Source organism: Halorubrum aquaticum (assembly GCF_900113615.1).
Classification (GTDB): Archaea; Halobacteriota; Halobacteria; order Halobacteriales; family Haloferacaceae; genus Halorubrum; species Halorubrum aquaticum.
This window is the reverse complement of the sequence record NZ_FOPZ01000002.1, coordinates 80,589-100,896: the sequence shown is the minus strand read 5'-3', so window position 1 is coordinate 100,896 and position 20,308 is coordinate 80,589. Positions and strand designations below refer to the sequence as shown.

Here is a 20,308-nt window from a genome sequence, read left to right as displayed (position 1 = left end):
GCGGAACGGAGCGTGTCAGTCGTCGGACGCCTCGACCGCCGGCAGCTCCGCGCGCGTCGCCCTCGCGAGCGCCGCGACCCCCTCGTCGATCTCCTCGGGGGTGACGTAACTGAAGGAGAGCCGGGCGTGTCGGCTCCCGCGGTGGTCGTGGAAGAAGTAGGACCCGGGGAGGTAGGTCACGCCCTCGTCGGCCGCCGTCTCGAGCAGCTCCTCGGCGTCGATCCCCTCGGGGAACTCGACCCAGACGAAGAAGCCGCCCTCGGGCTCGCTCCAGTCCACCTCGGCGGGCATCCGCTCCTCGAGCGCGTCGAGCATGCGGTCCCGTCGCTCCCGGTAGCCCGCGCGCAGGTCGTCGAGGTCGGCCTCGAAGTCGGTCGCCTCGCAGTAGCGGGCGATGAGCCCGAGCGTGAACACGTTCTCGCCGCCCGCGTTGATCCGGTCGAGTTCCCGGACGATCGCCTCGTCCGCGACGACCCATCCGGTCCGGATCCCGGGCGCGATCGTCTTCGAGAACGTGTCGACGCGAACGACGCGGCCGTCCGTATCGAGCGACTTGATCGGCTCCGGCGTGGTGCCGTCGTATCGGAGCTGCCCGTACGGGTCGTCCTCGACGATCAGGAAGTCGTACGTCTCCGCCAGCTCGAGGAGCCGCTTCCGGCGGTCGACCGACAGCGTCACGCCGGTCGGGTTCTGGAAGTCGGGGACCGTGTACAGGAACTTCGGAAGCGCGTCGCCGGCCTCCTCGCGGGCCGCGAGGTCCGCGGCGAACGCCTCGACGTCGAGGCCGTCCTCGTCCATGGTGTACCCCTCGATGTCGACGCCGTAGTTGCGGAACAGCCGCAGCGCGCCCATGTAGCTCGGCGCCTCGACGGCGATGGTGTCGTCGGGATCGAGGAAGGTCTGTGCGACCGTGTCGAGCGCGTGCGTCGCGCCGTTCGTCACGTGGACCTCCGCCTCGGTACACTCGATCCCGCGGGCGCGGGTCCGTTCGACCACGGTCTCCGTGATCGCGTCGGCGTAGTCGCCGCCGGCGTACTGGAGCGCGTCCTCGTGGTCGGCCTCCAGCAGCGCGTCGACCGCCTCGTTGATCTTCCCGTTCGGTAACGCGTCGGGATACGGGAACCCGAACGCGAGCGACACCGCGTCCGGGGCCGTGATCGCTCGCCACGTTCCGTAGGTGGCACCGTCCATCGTTTCTCGGACGGGGTCGGCGAAGAGTCGCTCGTACCCGTCGGATCCGTCGCTCTCGCTCATCTCGTGTACCACACGTTCGCTCACCGATATAAGCCTGCTGGCGGGGGAACGAAACCCCGCAACCCCTTTTAACGGGGGCGTCGACTCTCCGGACATGATCGACGAGACGGTCGCCGAGATCCGGGCGATGCGGACCCACAGCACCTCCGCGGTGGCCGTGAAGGCGACGGAGTCGCTCGCGGAACTGCTCGACCGCGAGTACGTCACCGTCGACGAGTTCGAGCGCGACCTCGAACACAACGCGGGCGTGTTGCGCCGGTCGAACCCCTCACACGCCGCGCTCCACAACGCGATGCGCGAGGTCGAGCGGTCGATCGTCGGCGAGCCGACTACGGTCGAGGGGGCCAAACAGCTCCTCGAGGACGTGATCGGCCGCGTCGTCGCGGACGTCGAGACCTCGAAGGCGGCCGCCGCGGCCAACGCCGCCGAGCGGATCGTCGACGGCGACACCCTGCTGGTCCACGACTACTCCACGACCGTCCTCGAGTCCATCGAGACCGCCGCCAGCGAGGGAGCCCACCTGACGGTGTACGTGACCGAGGCGCGCCCGCGAACGCTCGGCCGGAAGACCGCGCGCGCGCTCGCCGGGATGGACCGCGTCGACACGCGGATGGTCGTCGACGGCGCGATGGGGTACGCGCTCCGCGACTGCGACCGCGTGCTGCTCGGGATCACGTGCATCACCGGCGGCACCTACTACAACCGCGTCGGTACCTTCCCGCTCGTCGTGACCGCCCGCGAGCTCGGGGTCCCCGTCACCGCGGTCGGCTCCGGCGCGAAGACGATAGAGGAGTTCCGCTTCGAGAACGAGTTCCGCGACGCCGTGGAGGTGATGCGCGAGCCGGTCGAGGGCGTGACGATCGAGAACCCGAGCTACGACGCGACTCCCGTCGGGATGATCGACACCGTGATCACCGACGACGGCGTCAGGGAGTGAGCGCGTCGAGCCGGTCGCCGATCCGCCCGATCGTCCCCGCCGAGAGCCCGTGACCCGACCCGGGATCGATCCGGACCTCGACGGCCGCGCCGCCCGCCTCGAGGACCCGGCCGGTCTCGCGCACCCGCGCGGACGGGACGTACGGGTCCGACTCACTCGACTCGAGCGAGACGGGAGTCCCGGAGAGCGGGGTGGTGGAGTCGCCGTCGCCGTCGACGTCGACGCCCGCGACCCGCCTCCTTTCGAGACGCTCGCCCGGGAGCGCCGCCGAGGCGACGACGGCCCCGCCGAACCGCCGCGGGCGACGACGCAGGAACTCCGCGAGGACGCACCCGCCCTGTGAGACCCCGACGAGGAGCGTTCGCTCCGGGGGGATCCCCACGTCGCCCGCGGCCGCGACCGCGCCGGCGACGCAGTCGACCGCCGAGGACAACGCGGGCTCGTTGGCCGGGAGCGGCGCGTCGTGTCCCGCCGGGAACCAGTTCGACCGCCGCGCCGCGGGCGCGAGGAGCGTGGCGCCCGGGCGGTAGAACTCGTCGGCCAGCCGGACGATCCCCTCCGCGGTGCCACCGCGCCCGTGGAGGAGGACGACCGCGACCTCGGCGGCCGCGGCGGGCGCGCCGCCGACGACGAGTCGAGCGTCGGCGTGTGGTCCCTCGACCCCCGACAGCGTTCGGGTCATTCCGACGGCGTCCGGGTCATGGCCGGTTGGGCGGATCGATCCGCGGTAGCTGACGCTCGATCAGTTCCCGGTCGCCCGCGAACCGGTCCGGGAGATACAGGTCGGTCGCGTGGTCGTCCGCATCGGAGTCGGCCAGTCCCGGCTCCTGCGGACCGTCCGGGGTCGGTTCCTCCGTGGCGAGCTCCACGAGGAGCCCGCCGGGTCCGCGGACGTACAGCGAGTGGAAGAAGTGCCGGTCCTTCACCCGGGAGACCTCGTACCCCCGCTCGCGGAACAGGTCGTGCCAGCCGAGAAGCGCCTCGCGGCCCGGGACCCGCACCGCGACGTGATGGAGCGTTCCGGGACCCTCACGGAGGTAGGGCGCGTCCCGCGTGAGGAGGTCGACGGCGGTCGCCCGATCGCCCGGCGCGCGGTACCGGATCCGGTCCCCGGTCTCGGCCTCGTACTCGAACCCGAGCGTCTCGAGGACGCTCGCGGCACCGTACGGGTCCGTCGGCGTCGCGGTCGCGCCGTACAGTCCCCGGATCGCCGCCGATTCGGGGACCGACCCCCCGGTCCACGGCTCGGAGGGGTCGTCGGTCGCGACGAGTTCGATCGCGGTCCCGGCGGGATCGGATAGGATGAATCCGCGGTCGCCGAACCGCTCGTCGGGGCGGATCCGCTCGACGTCGACTCCGCGGTCGGTCAGCCGATCGTGCCAGTACTCGAGCGAGTCGCGCGGGACGGCAAACGAGACCGACTCGTATCCCGGCTTTCCGGATCGCCCCGGAGCGCCCTCCGGGTCGGGGAAGACTGTGAGGACCGACCCGGGACGGCCGGACCCGGTGCCGAAGTAGAGGTGGTGCTGGAGGAGGTCCTCGTAGTTCACCGTCGTCCGGAGCAGCCGGAGCCCGAGCGTCCCCGCGTAGAAGTCGACGCTCGTCTGAGCGTCACCGACGATCCCGGTGGCGTGATGGATGCCCGGCGTCTGCGTGGTCACGCCCGACGGTTCGGCTCGGAGGATCAAATCGCTGTCGCCCGAGTTCGTATCGGTGGACCGAACCGGCGTCGCCCGAGTTCGGCCCACGAACGGGCCGTACTCGAGCCGTTCGGTTCCCGAACCCCGATCCGATGTTCACGGCGTGACACCTGCCAAAACGGTTTTGAATGTGCGATGTGTTAACGAAATTATGAGCGTGAATCGGGGCGGCGACGTCGCCTTCCGGATCCCGAGCGAGCCCGCCCTGGAACCCGAGTGTACGAGCCTCTCGTGTGAGCTGTCGGCGGCGGCGACCGAACCCGGCGTCGTCACCGCCGTCGCGATCGCGGGGCTGCTCGCGCTCGTCACGTTCGCGTACGTCCGCGACGCAGAGACGGTCTGCCGTCGCGAGCGCCGACGCGTCACGGACGAACACGACGCGTTCGAGGAGTTCGCCGACCGCGTCGCGGCGCTCGATCCGTGCCCGACCGAGACGACTGAGCCGTCCGCGGCCGCCCCGAGCCAGTTGGTCGGCACGCGTCGGAACGGCGGCGGGCGCGCGGTCGGCGACGTCCGCCTCAGGCGCGTCCTCGACACGTACCGCGACACCGTGATGTCGTTACCTCACTACAGCGAGGAGTACGACGAGACCGTCGCGGAGAGCCTCGCGGCGGAGTTGGGACCGGACACGACCGTGTCGCTGGCGTCGAACGGGACGCTCTCGCCGGCGTTACAGTCCGCACTCGTCGACCGGAGTCGGCGGGCGGCGGCCGCGAGACGGTCGCTCGCCGACGCCATCGACGTCGAACTCGACGCGCTCGCCGACGCCGAGGAGAGCCTCTCTGGGATCGATCGCCGACGGAGCCGATTGAACCAGCATCTCGACGGGATCCCACACGGGAGGCGGGCCGACGCCTCGATCGACGTCTGGGAGCGGCTCGACGACCTCGAGTCGGAGTGCGACGCCGTCGCGGCCGACCGCCAGTCGACGCTTCGGGACCCGCCGATGTCCCCGGAGCGGGTCGCCGGCGACTGCGAGACCGGGTTCTACGAGTACCTCTACGCGCCGATGGACGGACCGAACCACCCGGTGTTGGCGTCCGTCGCGACCGTCGTCGACCGGATCCGGGAGGACCGTGACCGCGTCGCACGCCGGATCGCGGACGGCGTCTGAGCGGTCGCCACGGCCGGGCGATCGACTCGCGATCGGGACCGATTCACCGTCCCGTTCGCTCCCACGCGAGGTCGACCGCGACCCCGACGAGGAACGCGAGCCCGAGGTTCGTGGCCAGCGCGAGGACGCCGATTCCCACCGACAGCGGGAGGTTCGAGGACTCCTCGACGGCGCGTCCGAGCGAAACCGCGACCACCGCGAGGACCGCGCCGACCATCGAGAGCGGGAACGCCGCGAGCAGCGCCGGCGTCGCGACGAGCGCGGCCCCGAAGTAACCGACGCCGATCAGGACGTTCGCCCCGCCGGTCCGCGCGCCGAAGGCGTGTTTTCCCGCGACGCCGTCACAGCCGTGACACATCGGGATCCCGCCCATCGGCACGGCGAACAGGTTCGTCACGCCCATGCTCGTCGAGAGATCGTCCGCGGGCACGTCGGCGTCGAACCGGTCGGCGAATAACAGCGAGGTCGCCAGCGCGGCGTTGCCGACCGTCATCGCCAACTGGGCGAACGCGCCCTCCGCGACGTTCCACCCGATCGCGGACGCGAGGTCCGGGACCGGCGGCGTCCCCGGAAGCGTCGGTGTCGGCACCCCCGCCGTCCACGCCGCCACCGCGACGCAGGCCGCCACGACGGCGAGTCCGCCCGCCTCTCGGCGGCCGACGGCGATGGCCGCTCCCGCGATCGCGAGTCCCGCGGCCCCGAAAAGCGGGTCCTCAAGCCCGAGCCGGATCCCCGTCTCGAGGAGGATGAGTCCGACCGCGAACTGGACGCCGCGGACGACCGGGTCGCCGATCCAGCGGCCGACGGCCGCGAGGGTCCCGGAGAGCCCGATCGCGAGCAGGACGACGGCCAACACGATCCCGGCGAGCGCCAGTTCGGCGTAGGTGAGCGCCCCGGCGATGGCCAGGGCCGCGAGCGCCTTCATCGGCTCCACCGAGACGGGGAGCCCGTAGGCGACCCCCCAGACGACCTGGAAGACGCTGAAGGCGACGAGCACGTGCGGGAGCGACACGTCCGTCAACAGCGCCAGCGCAACGACGAGCGGGATCACCGTAATCGAATCCCCTATCGCCCCGGTGAGCTCTCCGCGGTCGAACTCGAGCCGCGATCGATCGGACGTTCCGCCGAAATAGCCCATTCGTCCCGAGGAAATCGGTAGACGGACTTGAGGGTTGTCGGTAACCGTCTCGCGGCACGTTCGAGATCGAAGTAACCGGATCGGATTACTTCGGCGGCCATCGAGGGCCGATCAGTGAAGCCGGCCGATCAGTGAAGTCGGTCGAGCACCGCCCGGCGGAGACGCGTGAGGATCCCCGCGTCGGCCTCGCGGTCGGGCGGGTCGGGGTTGCCGAGTTCCCACCCGGCCCTCTCGGCCGCCTCCCGCGCCGTGCGGAACTCCCAGCCGACGGTGTCCGCCAGCCGGCGGTCCTCCCCGGAGGTGCCGACGAACACGTGCCGCGGGGTGTCCGTCGACTCCCGGACGTCGGCCAACGTCCCCCACTTGTCCCAGTCGCGCAGCGCGTAGTCGTTCTCGAGGTCGTGGCGGTCACAGAACGCGTCGACCGCGCTCGTGTCGTTGGCGACGACCCCCACGTGCGCGCTCCAGCGACGCGCGTCCGCGAACGCGGCCGCCGGGTCGGCGAGCGATCGGGCGGCTCCGAGCGTGAAGACGAGCGTCATCTCCCCGGCCGGGTCGTCGTCGCTCTCGGCGTCGTCCGAGTCGCTCTCGGCGTCGCGGTCGACGTCGCTCTCGCGTCGGTCGTCGCCGCCGTCGGAAGTCATGCGTTCATGTGGGTCGGACCGGCAGTTCCACGTGCGTCGGGTGATCGGCCCCGTGGTGGATCGTGTTCGTCGCGGTCCGGTACTCGCGGTCGCCGTAGAGGTCGCCGCCCGTGTTGTGGTTGACGTCGTACCGCGGGTAGTTCGACGACGAGACGTCGAGGCGGATCCGGTGGCCCGGTTTGAACACGTTCGCCGTCGGATACAGCTCCAGTTCGAACTCGTACACCTCGTCGGACTCGAGGAGGTCCGGCTCGGTCCGGTAGTTCCGGTAGCGACCCCGGCAGATCGAGTCGGTGAGGTTGAGCGCGAACCCGGAGGGGAACTCCTCGCTCGCCGGGTACTCGTCTATCAGCTTCGCGGTGAAGTCGGTGTCCGGGGCGTCGGTCGAGCCGTAGAGGCGGACGCGGATCGGCCCAGCGACCTCGACGGGTTCCTCAAGCGGCGGCGTCCGGAAGACGAGCACGTCGTTCCGCTCCTCCAGCGGGCCGTAGGGCGGATCGGCTCCGAACGTCTCCGGGCGCGTCCGCTGGTCGTAGCCGCCGCGACCCGTGATGCTCACCGTCGGTCTCTCGGAAAGCGGGAGGTCCTCGATCCGCTCCTCGCGGGGCTCGAAGGTGTAGTACGACGAGCAGTTCCCGCCGAGGGTCGGCACCGGGTCCCGCGGGTCGAACTCGTAGGTCGTCGACGCGCCGACGGCCTCGGGCGGATCGGTCGCGAGCGTGCCGTCGCCGTGCGCGTAGTAGGCCGTGAACGACGTGTCGGGCAGCGGCCAGTCGATCCCCGCCTTCCACTCCCCGCCGTGGCGGAGCTTCCCGTCCCCGGTCGCGGAGCCGTCGCCGGACCCCATCCGGAAGTACTGGACTCGCGGCTCGTCCCACGTCTCCCGGTCCTTGAGGTAGTGGTCGAAGAAGCGGAGCTTCGTTTCGAGGTAGTCCCGTTTCATCGCGTCGCCGAACGCGGTCTCCCCGGAGTACGGTTTGGTCCAGGTGGACTGGCCGCCGTGGGTCCACGCGCCCATGAGCAGGAAGTGGTCGCTCGCCTTCCGGTCCGAGAGCGCCTCGAAGTTGTCGCAAGTCGCCTTCGCGTAGGAGTCGTACCACGACCCGGCGTAGACGGTCGGCACGTCGGCGCTCTCGTCGTAGTGCGCCTCGAAGTTGACGCTCGGGTCCGTCCAGAACTCGTCGTCGCCGGGCGTCCGCGCGAAGTCGAAGACGTACTCCTCGTAGTTCGGGAGGTGTGAGAGCGGCGACTGGCCGGGGAGCACTGGCTCGTTCGCGAGCATGTCGCGCGTGTCGACGTCGGCGATCCGTCGACGCAGGTCCTCGTCCTCGAGGACGCGCTTCGCGAACCCGCCGCCGATCGTCAGCGACCACGTGAGCCACCGCAGTTCGAAGGCCCCGTGGTGACGCAGCGTCGCCTTCCACGCGTTCGCCGCCCCCTGGTTGACGAACATCGCCGCCAGCCCCCGCGGCCGCTGCGTCGCCAGCGCGTTCTGGACCCACGCCATGTAGGAGGTGCCCATCGTCCCGACCTGCCCGTCACAGTACGGCCGGTCGGCCAGCCACTCGACCGTGTCCGCGCCGTCCTCCGCCTCGTTGACGAGGAGGTAGAACTCGCCGTCGCTCGCGTACCGGCCGCGGACGTCCTGGAGCGCGACGACGTAGCCGCGCTCGGCGTACCAGTTTCCGGCCTGCTCGACGCGCTCGCGGGCGCGCTTGTCGTAGGGGGTGCGGACGAGCAGCGCCGGCTTCGGCTCGTCGATCGGCTCGCCGGTCTCCGGGTCGGCCGGCCGATACACGTCGGTCGCGAGTGCGACGCCGTCGCGGGTCTCCACCGTCGCGTCGTGGCGCACCGCCACTCCGTATTCGGGCGTTGATACCATACGTCACGCTTTCGGACGAGGGTGTTGAACCTTGCCCCGGCTCAGGCGTCCGGCCACCGCTCGATGTAGACCGTCTCGTCGGTGTAGAATCGGATCATGTCGTCGCCCTGCGCGTGGAGGTCGCCGAAGAAGGAGTCCTTGCGGCCCCCGAAGTGGAAGAAGGCCATCGGCGCGGCGGTCCCGGCGTTCACGCCGAGGTTCCCGACGTCCGCCTCGTGGCGGACCTTCCGCGCGTCGGCCCCGCTCGCGGTGAAGAGGCTCGCCGCGTTGCCGAAGTCGCTCCGGTTCACCACGTCGATCGCCTCCTCGAGGTCCGCGACCGACAGCAGGCCGAGGACGGGACCGAATATCTCCTCGCGAGCGACGGTCATCCCGGGGTCGATCCCGCCGAACACGGTCGGCCCGAGGAAGTTGCCCGCCTCGTGGCCGTCGACCTCGACGTCGCGGCCGTCGAGGAGGAGCTCCGCCCCCTCCTCGATCCCGGTCGCGATCAGCTCGCGGACCCGTTCCTCGTGTTCGGGCGTGATCAGCGCGCCGATGTCGGTTCCCTCGTCGAGGCCGTACCCGACCGTTCGCGACCGCGCCTCCGCGAGGACGCGGTCGACGAACTCGTCGTAGACGCCCTCCTCGACGACGACCACGTCGTTCGCGAGACAGCGCTCGCCGCCGCAGGCGTACGCGGACGACACCGTCTTGCGCGCGGCGAACTCGAGGTCGGCCGACTCGGTGACGATCACGTGGTTCTTCGCGCCGCCCTGCGCCTGGACGCGCTTCCCGTTCTCGGCGGCGCGCGCGTAGACGTGTCTCGCGACGGGGGTGCTGCCGACGAACGACGCGCCCTCGACCCCGTCGTGGTCGAGGATCGCGTTCACCGTGTCGGCGCTCCCGTGGACGAGCTGGACGACGCCGTCGGGGAAGCCGGCCTCGTCGATCAGCTCGAAGAGCCGCTGGGCGACGACGGGGTCCCGCTCGCTGGGTTTGAGGACGAACGCGTTCCCCGTCGCGACCGCGTACGGGAGGAACCACAGGGGGATCATCCCGGGGAAGTTGAACGGCGTGATCGCCGCGAAGACGCCGAGCGGCTTGCGGACCGCGGTCTCGTCGATCTCCGGCGCGGCGTTCGGCAGGTGGCCCGCCTGGGTCATCGAGGGGATCCCGCAGGCGACCTCGACGTTCTCGATGCCGCGTCGGAGCTCGCCCCGCGCCTCCGCGAGCGTCTTGCCGTGTTCGCGGACCAGCACCTCGGCGAGGTCGTCCTGGTGCTCCTCGAGGAGCCGCTTGAGCTCGAAGAGCGGCTGGATGCGCGCTTCGACCGGCGTGCTCGACCAGTCGTCGAACGCCGCCCGTCCGGCCCGGACCGCCGCGTCGACGTCGTCGTCGGAGCTGAAGCCGACGCGCGTGAGCGTCTCGCCGGTCCCCGGGTCGACGACGTCCTGCCCGTCGTCGCCGGTCGGCGTTCGCCAGGTCCCGTCGACGTAGTTCCGTACGTCCTCCCACGGTGGCGTGGTATCGAGTGACATCCGTCGTCCGCGGTTCTCCCTCCAGGGTGATCAACCTTCGCGTGACGGAAGCGATCGGGCACGGGAACGCGATCCCCGTCCGCGAAACGTGACTCCGTCCGCGAACGACGACGCGGGTGACCCGGAGAGTTCAGAACGGGGCGTCGGTCGATCCACGACTCGGGGCCTCGTTCTCCATCGACCGTTCCATGGGGTTCGAGCCGATCTCGCTCCCTCCCTCGGGAACGGCGGTCACGTCTCCGGTCTCGAGATACGTCCGCTCGAGCTCAGCGAGCTGCTCGTTGATCGCCTCGCTCTGATGGTGCATGGACGCCGCACGGACGCGGACGAGGTCGTACTCGTGTCGGTCCGAGAGCCCGTTCCACGCCCGGAACGACCCGATCGTCAGCGTGTGGGTCTGCGGACAGAACGGGGTCGTCGGCGTGAACTCCGCGCGGAGCACGCGGTCGGCGTCCACCGCTTCGACGGCGTCGGTGTCAGCGTCGGCGGCGTCGCCACGTTCGACGGCGTAGCGGTAGCCGGCGCCCGTGTGGCGGGTGTCGAGGTTCAGCCGGGCGAGGTTGTAGTTGAACGTCATGTCGTACACCTTCCGGTCCTCGAAGCAGTCGCGAGTGAGGCGGTGAAACGCGACGTGGTCCTCCCCGGTGAGCAGGTCGTGAGGCTCGAGGAACTCGCCCGGTCTCGGGACGTGGTCCGACACGAACTCGTCGTATCCGTCGAACAGATCGCCGTCGTCGGAGCCGAACGGAGACGGAAAGCTGGGCATACGCGTCCGTTCGAGATCGGGAAGGGTACTCCTGTTCCCGTACATGTTCGATCCCGCGCGTCTCGACTCGTCCTACTCCTCGACCGCCCCATCGGGACCGCGCGCTCGACGCGGCGAGAACGCCCCCAGGACGATCCGGTCGATCGGGTGGGGGCTGTGACGGACCAACACGAGGACCACGTTGGACACGAACGCCACGACGCCGACGCCCACCAGCAGGCCGCCGAGGAGCACCGGGACTCCGGCGACCGACGACAGGTTCGCGCCCACGATCAGCGCGCTTCCGCCCCCGAGGAGCAGCCCGTCGATCGCGGCGATCCGGTCGTCGTAGAGGTCGTCGATCATCGGGACGTCCTCCAATCCCAACAGATCGCTGTACCGGTTGACCCAGACGACGAAGGGGATGACGTGATAGAGCGTCCCTACGACGACGAACCCGATCGCTCCCAACAACATCAGGTGGCCGGCGTTCGCCCCCCCGAGCAGATGCTCACGCGTCAACGGGTCGGACGTCCATGCGGGCGCTGAGACGGCGACCCACAGCGCGAGTGCCCCCACCGCCACGACGTATCGCGTGTGCATCGGAGTCCGTTCGACCCGCATCTCGTACAGTTTGCGTGCCAGAACGAGACAGATCGCCGACGCGGCGAGCAGGACCAACAGGCCGCCGACCCGCGCGGCGGGAGCGTTGGCCGCGAGCCGACCGGCGGCGAGGACGACCACGCCGACGGGATGTGCGACCTCCTCGACGGCCCGAAGCCGGTGGTCGATCCCGTGTAGTTCCGTCTGCGTGAACATCGTTCCGAGCTGATACAGCGCCCCGTACACCGTCGTGAGAACGGCACCGAAGACCGCGAGGGTCGCGTGGGCGCCCACTACCCCGGACCGACCGACGCCGACCCGCGAGAACGTCGGAACCGTGAAGTCGATCGCGAGGAGGACGCCGAGAACGGTCAACGCGAGGAAGAAGCCGAGCGCGCCGAGGAAGTGGCGTTCGGTGACGTCGTACTCATCGACCGTGCCGAGCGTTCGGACGATGTTGTACGCGAAGACCCAGAAGCCGACGAGCATGAGCGCCGCGAACGGGATCAGCCACGTCGTCTCGACCAGGAGAAACGCGACGACGAACCCGGAGAGACCGGCGACGACCAGCCCCAACTGTACGTTCGCGAGACGCCGCGAGTGGAGGGTCACGCCCGACCAGACGGGCACGAACTGCGTCATCGCCCCCATGATCGTGAGACAGATCCACCCGGCCAACAGGAGATGGACGTGAGCGAGCCGTCCCAGCCCCGGCACGACGTTCAGGTGTAAGCCGATCCCGACTCCGATCCCCGCGACCAGAAAGACGAGTCCGACGAGGAAGTGACGTAACGGGACCGTCATGGGGGGCTGTCGGTCCGTCTCGATGGTACCCGGGATGGCTCCCATGGGATCGGGTACGGTCTCCGGACACCTGACGATACCACCGAAGATGTTCCCCTTCTCCCTCCCCTTCCCCCGGCCGTGGCCGTCCTGCCCGGACGGAGACGAACGCCGCGTCGACCCGTGTGGAGACGATGACGGACCCGATCCGACGGGATGTGACGCCCCGTCCCGAACACGTTCGCGGATAGGGACTCCCGGGTCGCCGACCGATCACGGTCGATGAGCGACTGCCGTCTCTGTGGCCTTCCGACTTCGAACCCACCCGTCACGGCGGCCGACGTCGACGGCGAGTTCTGCTGTCGCGGCTGCCTGGAGGTGACCCGTCGCCTCGACGACGCGGACGTCGCGGATGCCGTCGAGACGGGATGTACTGTACGACCTGTGAGTCGTTCCTCGCCCTACACGGCGACGATCGGGCGGGGATCCGCGCCGTGGAAGCGAACTACGGCACGGAGACCGCCCGAGTCGTCTACGACCCGGAGGAGATCGAACGGAAGGAACTCCCGGAAGCCCTCTCCGGCTACGGGTACACCCTCGGGTTTCGAGACGGGACGCCGACCGACGACGACGGGCGAGAACATGTTCGGACGGACGCTCATGCCCGGAGCGTGTCGAACGTACGGCAATGGCCATCGACCACTCGCGGGCGGACGTCTGCGGCTGCGTGCGGCCGACCGCCTGCGTCGATCGGAACGAGGGACTGTATCTCGTCGTCGTCGGACGGGTCGGCTCCGGTCGCGATGAGCGGGTTCGGACCGGAGAGGTGAGCGATCGTCTCGACGTCGCGCCGTCGAGCGTGACGGAGATGTTCGAGCGGCTCGCTGCCGACGGACTCCTCCGATACGAGAAGCGGGAAGGCGTCGTCCTCACCGATCGAGGGCGGGAAGTCGCGTTGGAACTGGAAGCGCGCCAGTGTGCCGTCCGAACGTTCTTTCGCCGTCGAACGGGGTTCGACATGCCCCTCGAGGCGGGCTACCGGATCGGATACGTCCTTCCGGACGAGGCGATCGAGCGCCTGCGAGTGCTCGTAGACGGGACGTCGAACGCGTGCTCCGTGACGCCACCGAACGGGGCCGAACGGTGTCCGTTCGCGGAACTCGAGTGTTGAATCCCGCCGGGGCCGTTCCCGAACGGTTCCGACCGGTTTCCGTCGTATCGGATCGATTTGAGTACTTAACCTCCCTCATATGAGGGTAGAGCGGCGTTTTCGCCCCGATATTAGGGAACAGTATATATCATATATGTCATCAGGGCACCTCGGAGGAGGTAGGGAAGATCATGTCACGAGACCTCAGCAGACGGAAGATGGTTGCGGCACTCGGGATCGGTGCGGTCGGCGCGGTCGCCGGCTGTATCGGCGCACCGGTGAACGCGGAGACCCCGCCGCCGGAGGCCGTTACCGAGCAGGTCGCGGCCGAACCCGAACTGGACCCCGCACGCGACGTCGACGTCGACCGGATAGCGGCCGACCCGACGGATGTCCCCGAACCGGTCGACTGGGACGAACCGCGGGAACACGACGTCACCCTCCGAACGAAGGAGCTCGTCGCGGAGATCGAACCCGGCGTCACGTTCAAATACATGACGTTCGAGGGACAGGTCCCCGGACCGATGATCCGGGTTCGCCGGGGCGACACCGTGAACCTCCGGTTCGAGGTGCCCGCCGAGGACAACAGCGACATCCACAACGTTGACTTCCACGCCGTGTACGGACCCGGCGGCGGGGCCGTCGACACGACGCTCGTCCCCGGCGACGACGCGGCGGAGCTCAGCTTCCGCGCGGAGTACCCCGGCCTGTTCACCTATCACTGCGCGGTGCCCGCGATGGACCACCACGTCAGCGCCGGGATGTTCGGCGCGATCCTCGTCGAGCCCGAGGAGGGACTGCCGGCGGTGGACCGCGAGATCTACCTCGGCCAGCACGAACTGTACACCACGGGCGACCTCGGCGAGAAGGGTCACCACGCCTTCGACCAGGGCGCGATGGTGGACGAGGACCCGACGTACGTCGTCTTCAACGGCGAACACCACGGCTTCACCGACGACCGGCTCGGGCCGATAGGCGCCGAGGTGGGCGAGACCGTCCGCGTGTTCTTCGTCAACGGCGGGCCGAACCAGTCCAGCTCGTGGCACCCGATCGGCAACGTCTGGTCGCGACTGTACCGCGACGGCGACCTCGTCTCGTCACCGGCCCGGTACGTCGAGACCACGCCGGTCGCGCCGGGCACGGCGACGGTCGGCGAGATGGACCTCGTGGTCCCGGGTCCGATCAAGGTCGTGGACCACGCGCTCTCGCGGGCGGGACGCCGGGGTGCGCTCGCGGTGGTCGACGTCGAGGGCGAGCCGAACCCGGACGTGTACGACCCGAGTTCCGGTGAGTGAACGCCGACGGTTCCGGTTCGTCGATCGGGCCGATCCGACGGGAACGTGTTCGGCTCAACCCTATTGTGCCTCCTCGCTACAGATCGAAACACATGGATTTTGGTCAGCCTAAACCAGAGCGAACGATCGAATCGTCAGTCGTCGTCACGCGACTCGCCGTCCGATCGAACTGTCGTGACACCCGTCGAACGGGTGGGTCAATATGACCGCCATCGACCTCGAGGCGGAACGGACGTACGACGACGAGAAGTTCTCGGCGGTCGAGGCGTTCCGGAGCGACCGGATGAAGGTCGTCTGCGGCTACTTCGAACCGGGACAGTTCATCCCGGTTCACGCCCCGTCCAGTGACGTGGTGATCGACGTTCGTTCCGGTACCGGACTCGTCCGCGACGGCGATGAGGAACGCCGCGTCGAACCGGGAGACGTCGTGACCGTCGAGGCGGATACCGATCGCGGTGTCAAGGCCGACGACGATTCGCGGCTCGAGGCGCTGCTCGTCACCGCACCGCCGCCGACCGACGCCGAGCACGAACCGGTCCGCCGGGGACTTCGAACCGACGAGTTCGATCCCACCGATCCATGACGACGATACACGCCCTCGACGAGCTGGACGGACGGCCCCACGCCAACGTCTTCCCCGACGCGGAACCGAAGACGATCAGACTCACACTCGATGCGGGTGACGAAGTGGCATCTCACTCGCATCCCGACCGCGAGATCGTCTTCTATCTCGTCGAGGGAAGGATCGAGTTGGAACTCGGCGACGAGACACACGAGCTGTCGGCGGGTGACGTGGCCCGCTTCGACGGCGACCGGGATATCGCCCCCCGTGCCGTCGAGGAGAGCACCGCCCTGGTCGTCCTGGCGTCCCGGTCCGACGAGTAGCCGGAGGCCGGCGAGCGGACGGCCTTTGTCCCTCTCGGTAGCGCCCTCAAGGCGCTCGACGACGACGGTGATCCGGACGAGCGACTTCGGGATCCGACGATCTTCTGTTCGGAAGATAGGACGTCCCAGCAGCCGTGTGCGAACGCGTAGTTCATCGATGGAAAGGCGGTGACGATCGACAGACGGGCCACTTTTCTCTCCGAATCACGAAGCGATTTCACTGACGAATGGGACCGATAACGCCCACCGCAGTCATCGATCTCGTCACGGTCGTCTTCGTGCTCGCGACGATGTTCTCCATGGGGCTGGCGCTGACGACCGCCGAGGTCCTCGAAGCGATCGGGCGACGTCGGCTGATGGCGAAATCGCTGTTGGTGAACCTCATACTCGTCCCGCTGCTGGCGTTCGCGTTCGTCCTCGCGGTTCCGATGGAGACCGGTCACGTCATCGGTCTCCTGTTGATCGCCATGGCACCGGGAGCGCCCTTCGGGCCGAAACTGGCCGAGATCTCGAAAAGTGACGTCGCGTTCGCGAGCGGTCTGATGGCCGTTCTGGGCGTCGTCTCCGTCGCGACGATACCGATCACGGTGGCCCTTCTCATGCCCGGCGACGTCGCCGCCGACCCGCTCGGGATCGCCCGGATCGTCGTCGTGACGCAGTTGGTCCCCCTGATCGGTGGGCTCGGCGTCAGGGCACGCTATCAGCCCGTTGCGACACGCCTCCATCCACCGATCCAGCGCCTCTCGACGTACCTGCTCGTTCTCCTGGTCGTCCTCTTGACGGTCCTCTATGCCGGCGAAATGCGCCAGTTGGTCGGTACCGGGACGCTATTTATTTCGGTCGTCGTCGTCGTCGGTTCGTTACTACTGGGGTACGCCCTCGGTGGCCCCGAGAAGTCCACGCGGGAAGTCCTCGCGACGACGACCGCCGCGCGAAACGTGGCCATCGCGTTGCTCATCGCCACGACGAGTTTCCGCGATCCGGGCGTTCTCACGATCACCGTCGCGTTCGGACTCGTCAGTCTCGTCGTTTCGGGGCCGGTCGCGAGTCTATGGGGTCGGCCTGACGAAGCGTGACACGCCACGGCGGAGTACTCTCCGTCGAACGGCCTCGCGTGCTCCGAGCGAGGGTGTGAACGGACAAACGGTTTCGTCCGCAGAACGACCGTGATGGTCGCACTCGTCGGTACGGGAAGGCACATCGTCAGTACGGGACGGCCCGTTCCGACGTCCGAGAAGGGACGGACTCACCTTCTACACGACGGGGGCGTGGATCACGGGTTGTTTATAGCCGTCAACGAGTTACCTCGTGTGTGGTGGCCGTGACGACGTGTTACCCCCACTGAGCCCCTTGTGACGACGGGTTTCCACCGAGCCACCACTCCGATCGTCGAGAGCCGCGCGCACGACCGCACCGAGCGAGGCGGCCGCCACACGTCGAGCGACGTCTCGACCGCATCCGACAGTACCACCGGTGACGCCCGTTTTTAAGCCGCCGCGGCCCGACCGGACCGACATGGAACTGGAGTTGCGGTTCTTCGCGACGTTTCGGGAGGCCGCCGGGGGAAAGACCGTCGTCCGCGAGTTCGCGGACGGCTCCGACGTCGGTGACGTGCTTCGCGCCCTGGAGGACGAGTACGACGGGATGGACGGCCGACTGATCGTCGACGGCGGCCTCGCCCCCCAGATCAACGTCCTGAAGAACGGACGAGAGGTGTTACACCTCCAGGGGCTCGACACCGACCTCGCCGACGGCGACCGGCTCTCCGTCTTCCCGCCCGTCGCCGGCGGGACGACCGACGCGGACGCCGCCGGCGACTCGGGGGGCGGTGACGCCGACGGCAACGGTGACGGCGACAACGACGACGCCGCGGACGGCGAGGAACCGCCGACCGAACCGTCCGCCGAGCCGGGGTGGGTCCGCCGGGAGGTCGCGTACCGGGGGATATCCCGGCGGCTCGCGGCCCACTATCTCACGAACCTCGGCGGCGATCTCGTCGGCACCGACGACCCCGCGGCGGCGACGCGCGTCGACGGCGAGGGCTGGCGGGCGACGCTGGCCGCGGCGACGGTGACCGCGGCGGCGTCGATCACGCTCACCGAGGTGACGGTGTCGTTCGCGGGCGAGGAGTCGGTCCTCGAGGAGCTCCTCCCGAAGTTCGAACGGAAGGCGATGCGCGCGGGCGGCTGATGGCTATGGAATCGACGGGAAACGGCGGCGAGGACCATCCGATCGACGGGACCGCGCTCCTGAAGACCGCGGCGCTCGCGAGCGTTCCCGCCGACCGGCTCCCGGCGCTGCTGGCGCGCGTCCAAACCGATCTCGGACCACGGATCGACGAGTACCGGCGCCGATACGAGCGGATCGAGGCCGCGCCCGACCGGGAGACGTTCCTCGTCGAGCCCGACCACTGGGAGGACGTCGGCGCGCGGCTCGACCTCGCCGACCGCGAGCGCGACGCGGTCGCCCGCGCCCACGAGACCGCGGTCGAGCGGTGGGGGGCGACGACCGACCGACGCGCGGAGTTCGAGACCGCCCTCGAGATCCGGTCGGCGGTCGTGATCGGGGTCGACGGGATCGAGGAGTGACGCGGGGGGAGCCGAGTCGGCGACGGCGTCCACGACGCCGACGACCGCCCCGAACCACGGACCGCACCGACGGACCTTTCTCGCCCGACCGAGGACGGATCCGCATGCGACTCGCCCGTCTGTCCACGCCCGAGGGACCGGTCGCCGGTCGGTACGAGGACGGAACCGTTCACGCCGATGACGGCCGGTACGAGGTCGGCCGCGACGGCCGACTCCTCCCGCCGTGTGAGCCCGAAGCGCTCTACTGCGTCGGCCGGAACTACGCGGAGACGCTCGAGCAGATGGAGTACGAGCGGCCCGAGGAGCCCGACTTCTTCATCAAGCCGCCCGCGAGCCTCCTCGGGCACGGCCGGACGGTCCGCCACCCCGAGTGGACCGACGAGCTGACCTACGCCGGCGAGCTCGTCGCCGTGATCGACGAGCGCTGTCCCGACCTCGAACCCGAGGACGTGCCGGACGTGGTCCGCGGGTACACGGTCATGAACGACCTCGACGCGCTCGACCAGCAGGGGCGGACCGCGCGGAAGGCGTTCGACGGCTCCGCGCCGCTCGGCCCCTGGATCGAGACCGACGTCGACCCCACGGGCATGGAGATGTCGACGACGGTCGGCGGGGAGCGCCGCCAAGAGGCGAACACGGACCTCATGCTGTTCGACCCGTACGAGGTCGTCTCGTACCTCTCCAGGCGGTTCACCCTCCGCCCGGGCGACTGCGTCGCGTTCGGGAGCCCCGCGAACCCCGGACTCGTCGAGCCGGGCGAGCGCGTGGAGATAACCTACGAGGGCGTCGGGACGCTCTCGAACCGGGTCGTGGCCGGGTCGAACTCGGAGTAGGGGCGTAGGATCCCGACCGCCTCACATCGGCTGGCGCTCGCCGTAGGTGAGCGTCCGCCAGAGCCACTCGACGGGGCCGAACCGGTACCGGCGGAGCCACAACACGGAGAGGACCACCTGTATCGCCCAGAAGGCGACCACCATCCCCAGCGCCTCGATCCGGCTCACCGACCCGAAGAGCCCGAGCCCGTGCCCGTAGAAGACCGTGGTCGCGACCACGGTCTGGAGGAGGTAGTTGGTGAACGCGGTCCGGCCGACCGCCGCGAACGCCCGGGTCGCGGGCCCGTTCGGCCGCCACCGTACGTAGAGGGTGACGGCCCCGACGTAGCCGCCGGCGACGAGGAGGCTGCCGACGTAGTTGAACTGCCGCCAGAACAGCGCCGCGCCCGCGCCCCAGTCGTTGGCCTCGATGTACCAGACGCCCGCGAGGACGACGGCGACGCCGACGAGTCCGAGGCCGACGAGCCGACGGTAGAACGCCGAGGAGCGCTCGCCGGTCAACACGCCCCACTTGTAGAGCGCCATCCCGAGCAGGACGGTCCCGCCGACCCGCCAGAACGTCCCGCCGAGGAAGCCGAGGGTCTGGCGCTCGAAGGCGGTGGGGACGCGGTGGTCGAGCTGTTCGATCCAGCCGCTCCGATACGTCTCGACCTCGGCGCGGAGGACCGACTCGGCGGGCGCCCACTGGCCCGCTATCGCCTCGCCCCCGACGGTGAGGCCCGCGAACACCTCCAGTAGGGGCGTGACGAGCAGGAAGACGGTCGCCAGCCCGGCGAGCGCCCGCGGCTCCCACTCGTACGCGAAGACGAGCGCCAGCCCGCAGAAGCCGTAGGCGACGAGGACGTCCCCGTACCAGAGCAGGTACGCGTGCGCCAGCCCGATGGCGATCAGCCAGGCGGTCCGGCGGTAGTGAAGCGGCATGGCGGGCTGGTCCTTCCGCTCCTTGCTCTCGATGAAGAGGACGATCCCCGCCCCGAACAGCGCCGAGAAGAGGGTGATGAACTTCTGTTCGGCGAGGACGTGCCCGACGAGCCACGCCCAGTAGTTCGCTCCGGTGAAGTCGCCGAAGACCGTGGGGTTGAGGAGCGTCGTCTCGGGCATCGAGAACACCCGAACGTTGATCACGAGGATGCCGAGGACGGCCACCCCGCGGAGCGCGTCGAGGCTGACGATGCGTTCGGAGGGCGGGGTCGGTTCGGGCGAGTCGCTCACGATACGCGGGTCCACGGACTACAGC

General features: G+C 69.4%; 19 protein-coding genes and 2 pseudogenes. 11 read left to right on the top strand and 10 right to left on the bottom strand.

All coding sequences use genetic code 11. From position 1 onward, the window contains the following. Window positions 1-15: 15 nt before the first annotated feature. The gene (locus tag F3H10_RS02515) at window positions 16-1,254 is read right to left on the bottom strand and encodes an aminotransferase-like domain-containing protein (RefSeq protein WP_149783276.1); all 1,239 of its coding nucleotides are present in this window, start codon (window positions 1,252-1,254) and stop codon (window positions 16-18) included. 94 nt (window positions 1,255-1,348) lie between these two features. Between F3H10_RS02515 and F3H10_RS02510 the strand changes: the two genes are divergently transcribed. Beyond that, entirely contained in the window at window positions 1,349-2,191 is an 843-nt protein-coding gene (locus F3H10_RS02510) for a translation initiation factor eIF-2B (protein WP_149783275.1), read from the top strand. On the opposite strand, the gene F3H10_RS02505 is transcribed toward F3H10_RS02510, so the two are convergent. Continuing rightward, entirely contained in the window at window positions 2,181-2,873 is a 693-nt protein-coding gene (locus F3H10_RS02505) for an alpha/beta hydrolase (RefSeq protein WP_149783274.1), read from the bottom strand. The two genes, F3H10_RS02510 and F3H10_RS02505, sit on opposite strands and share 11 nt — an antisense overlap. 16 nt (window positions 2,874-2,889) lie before the next feature. After that, window positions 2,890-3,852 (bottom strand): VOC family protein, encoded by a 963-nt coding sequence (locus F3H10_RS02500; RefSeq protein ID WP_149783273.1) that lies wholly within the window; start codon window positions 3,850-3,852, stop codon window positions 2,890-2,892. A 190-nt stretch (window positions 3,853-4,042) separates the two neighbouring features. Between F3H10_RS02500 and F3H10_RS02495 the strand changes: the two genes are divergently transcribed. Further along, window positions 4,043-5,005, top strand: coding sequence for a DUF7260 family protein (locus F3H10_RS02495; protein ID WP_149783272.1), 963 nt, complete (start codon window positions 4,043-4,045; stop codon window positions 5,003-5,005). Window positions 5,006-5,048: 43 nt separating this feature from the next. Here F3H10_RS02495 and F3H10_RS02490 read toward each other — a convergent pair whose 3' ends face one another. From F3H10_RS02490 to F3H10_RS02465, 6 genes are all read right to left on the bottom strand, one after another. After that, a complete protein-coding gene (locus F3H10_RS02490; protein ID WP_149783271.1) occupies window positions 5,049-6,143 on the bottom strand; it encodes a putative sulfate/molybdate transporter in 1,095 nt (364 codons plus the stop codon). 128 nt (window positions 6,144-6,271) lie between these two features. Further along, the gene (locus F3H10_RS02485; protein WP_149783431.1) at window positions 6,272-6,685 is read right to left on the bottom strand and encodes a DUF7124 domain-containing protein; all 414 of its coding nucleotides are present in this window, start codon (window positions 6,683-6,685) and stop codon (window positions 6,272-6,274) included. Between the two features lie 106 nt (window positions 6,686-6,791). Next, a complete protein-coding gene (locus tag F3H10_RS02480; protein ID WP_149783270.1) occupies window positions 6,792-8,669 on the bottom strand; it encodes a CocE/NonD family hydrolase in 1,878 nt (625 codons plus the stop codon). Window positions 8,670-8,710: 41 nt separating this feature from the next. Continuing rightward, entirely contained in the window at window positions 8,711-10,189 is a 1,479-nt protein-coding gene (locus F3H10_RS02475) for a CoA-acylating methylmalonate-semialdehyde dehydrogenase (RefSeq protein WP_149783269.1), read from the bottom strand. A 130-nt stretch (window positions 10,190-10,319) separates the two neighbouring features. After that, window positions 10,320-10,955, bottom strand: coding sequence for a hypothetical protein (locus tag F3H10_RS02470; RefSeq protein ID WP_149783268.1), 636 nt, complete (start codon window positions 10,953-10,955; stop codon window positions 10,320-10,322). 72 nt (window positions 10,956-11,027) lie between these two features. Further along, window positions 11,028-12,341, bottom strand: coding sequence for a cbb3-type cytochrome c oxidase subunit I (locus F3H10_RS02465; protein WP_223174172.1), 1,314 nt, complete (start codon window positions 12,339-12,341; stop codon window positions 11,028-11,030). 667 nt (window positions 12,342-13,008) lie between these two features. Between F3H10_RS02465 and F3H10_RS02455 the strand changes: the two genes are divergently transcribed. From F3H10_RS02455 to F3H10_RS02415, 9 genes and pseudogenes are all read left to right on the top strand, one after another. After that, a complete protein-coding gene (locus tag F3H10_RS02455) occupies window positions 13,009-13,491 on the top strand; it encodes a metal-dependent transcriptional regulator (protein WP_149783266.1) in 483 nt (160 codons plus the stop codon). Between the two features lie 170 nt (window positions 13,492-13,661). Next, window positions 13,662-14,765, top strand: coding sequence for a copper-containing nitrite reductase (nirK, locus tag F3H10_RS02450; protein ID WP_149783265.1), 1,104 nt, complete (start codon window positions 13,662-13,664; stop codon window positions 14,763-14,765). A gap of 202 nt (window positions 14,766-14,967) precedes the next feature. After that, the gene (locus F3H10_RS02445) at window positions 14,968-15,348 is read left to right on the top strand and encodes a cupin domain-containing protein (protein ID WP_149783264.1); all 381 of its coding nucleotides are present in this window, start codon (window positions 14,968-14,970) and stop codon (window positions 15,346-15,348) included. Next, window positions 15,345-15,650: a cupin domain-containing protein gene (locus F3H10_RS02440; RefSeq protein ID WP_149783263.1), complete on the top strand. Its 306-nt coding sequence runs from the start codon at window positions 15,345-15,347 to the stop codon at window positions 15,648-15,650. The genes F3H10_RS02445 and F3H10_RS02440 overlap by 4 nt, the downstream gene beginning before the upstream one ends. A gap of 227 nt (window positions 15,651-15,877) precedes the next feature. Next, complete coding sequence (locus F3H10_RS02435) at window positions 15,878-16,726, top strand: bile acid:sodium symporter family protein (protein WP_149783262.1); 849 nt, start codon at window positions 15,878-15,880, stop codon at window positions 16,724-16,726. Between the two features lie 439 nt (window positions 16,727-17,165). Then, window positions 17,166-17,441, top strand: a pseudogene (locus F3H10_RS02430) (ubiquitin-like small modifier protein 1); the annotation flags it as partial. A gap of 39 nt (window positions 17,442-17,480) precedes the next feature. Next, window positions 17,481-17,840, top strand: a pseudogene (locus F3H10_RS02425) (hypothetical protein); the annotation flags it as partial. A 5-nt stretch (window positions 17,841-17,845) separates the two neighbouring features. After that, the gene (locus F3H10_RS02420; protein ID WP_394349701.1) at window positions 17,846-18,238 is read left to right on the top strand and encodes a hypothetical protein; all 393 of its coding nucleotides are present in this window, start codon (window positions 17,846-17,848) and stop codon (window positions 18,236-18,238) included. A 104-nt stretch (window positions 18,239-18,342) separates the two neighbouring features. Next, window positions 18,343-19,071, top strand: coding sequence for a fumarylacetoacetate hydrolase family protein (locus F3H10_RS02415; protein WP_149783260.1), 729 nt, complete (start codon window positions 18,343-18,345; stop codon window positions 19,069-19,071). 21 nt (window positions 19,072-19,092) lie between these two features. Here F3H10_RS02415 and F3H10_RS02410 read toward each other — a convergent pair whose 3' ends face one another. Further along, window positions 19,093-20,283 (bottom strand): DUF418 domain-containing protein, encoded by a 1,191-nt coding sequence (locus F3H10_RS02410; RefSeq protein ID WP_149783259.1) that lies wholly within the window; start codon window positions 20,281-20,283, stop codon window positions 19,093-19,095. Window positions 20,284-20,308 lie beyond the last annotated feature (25 nt).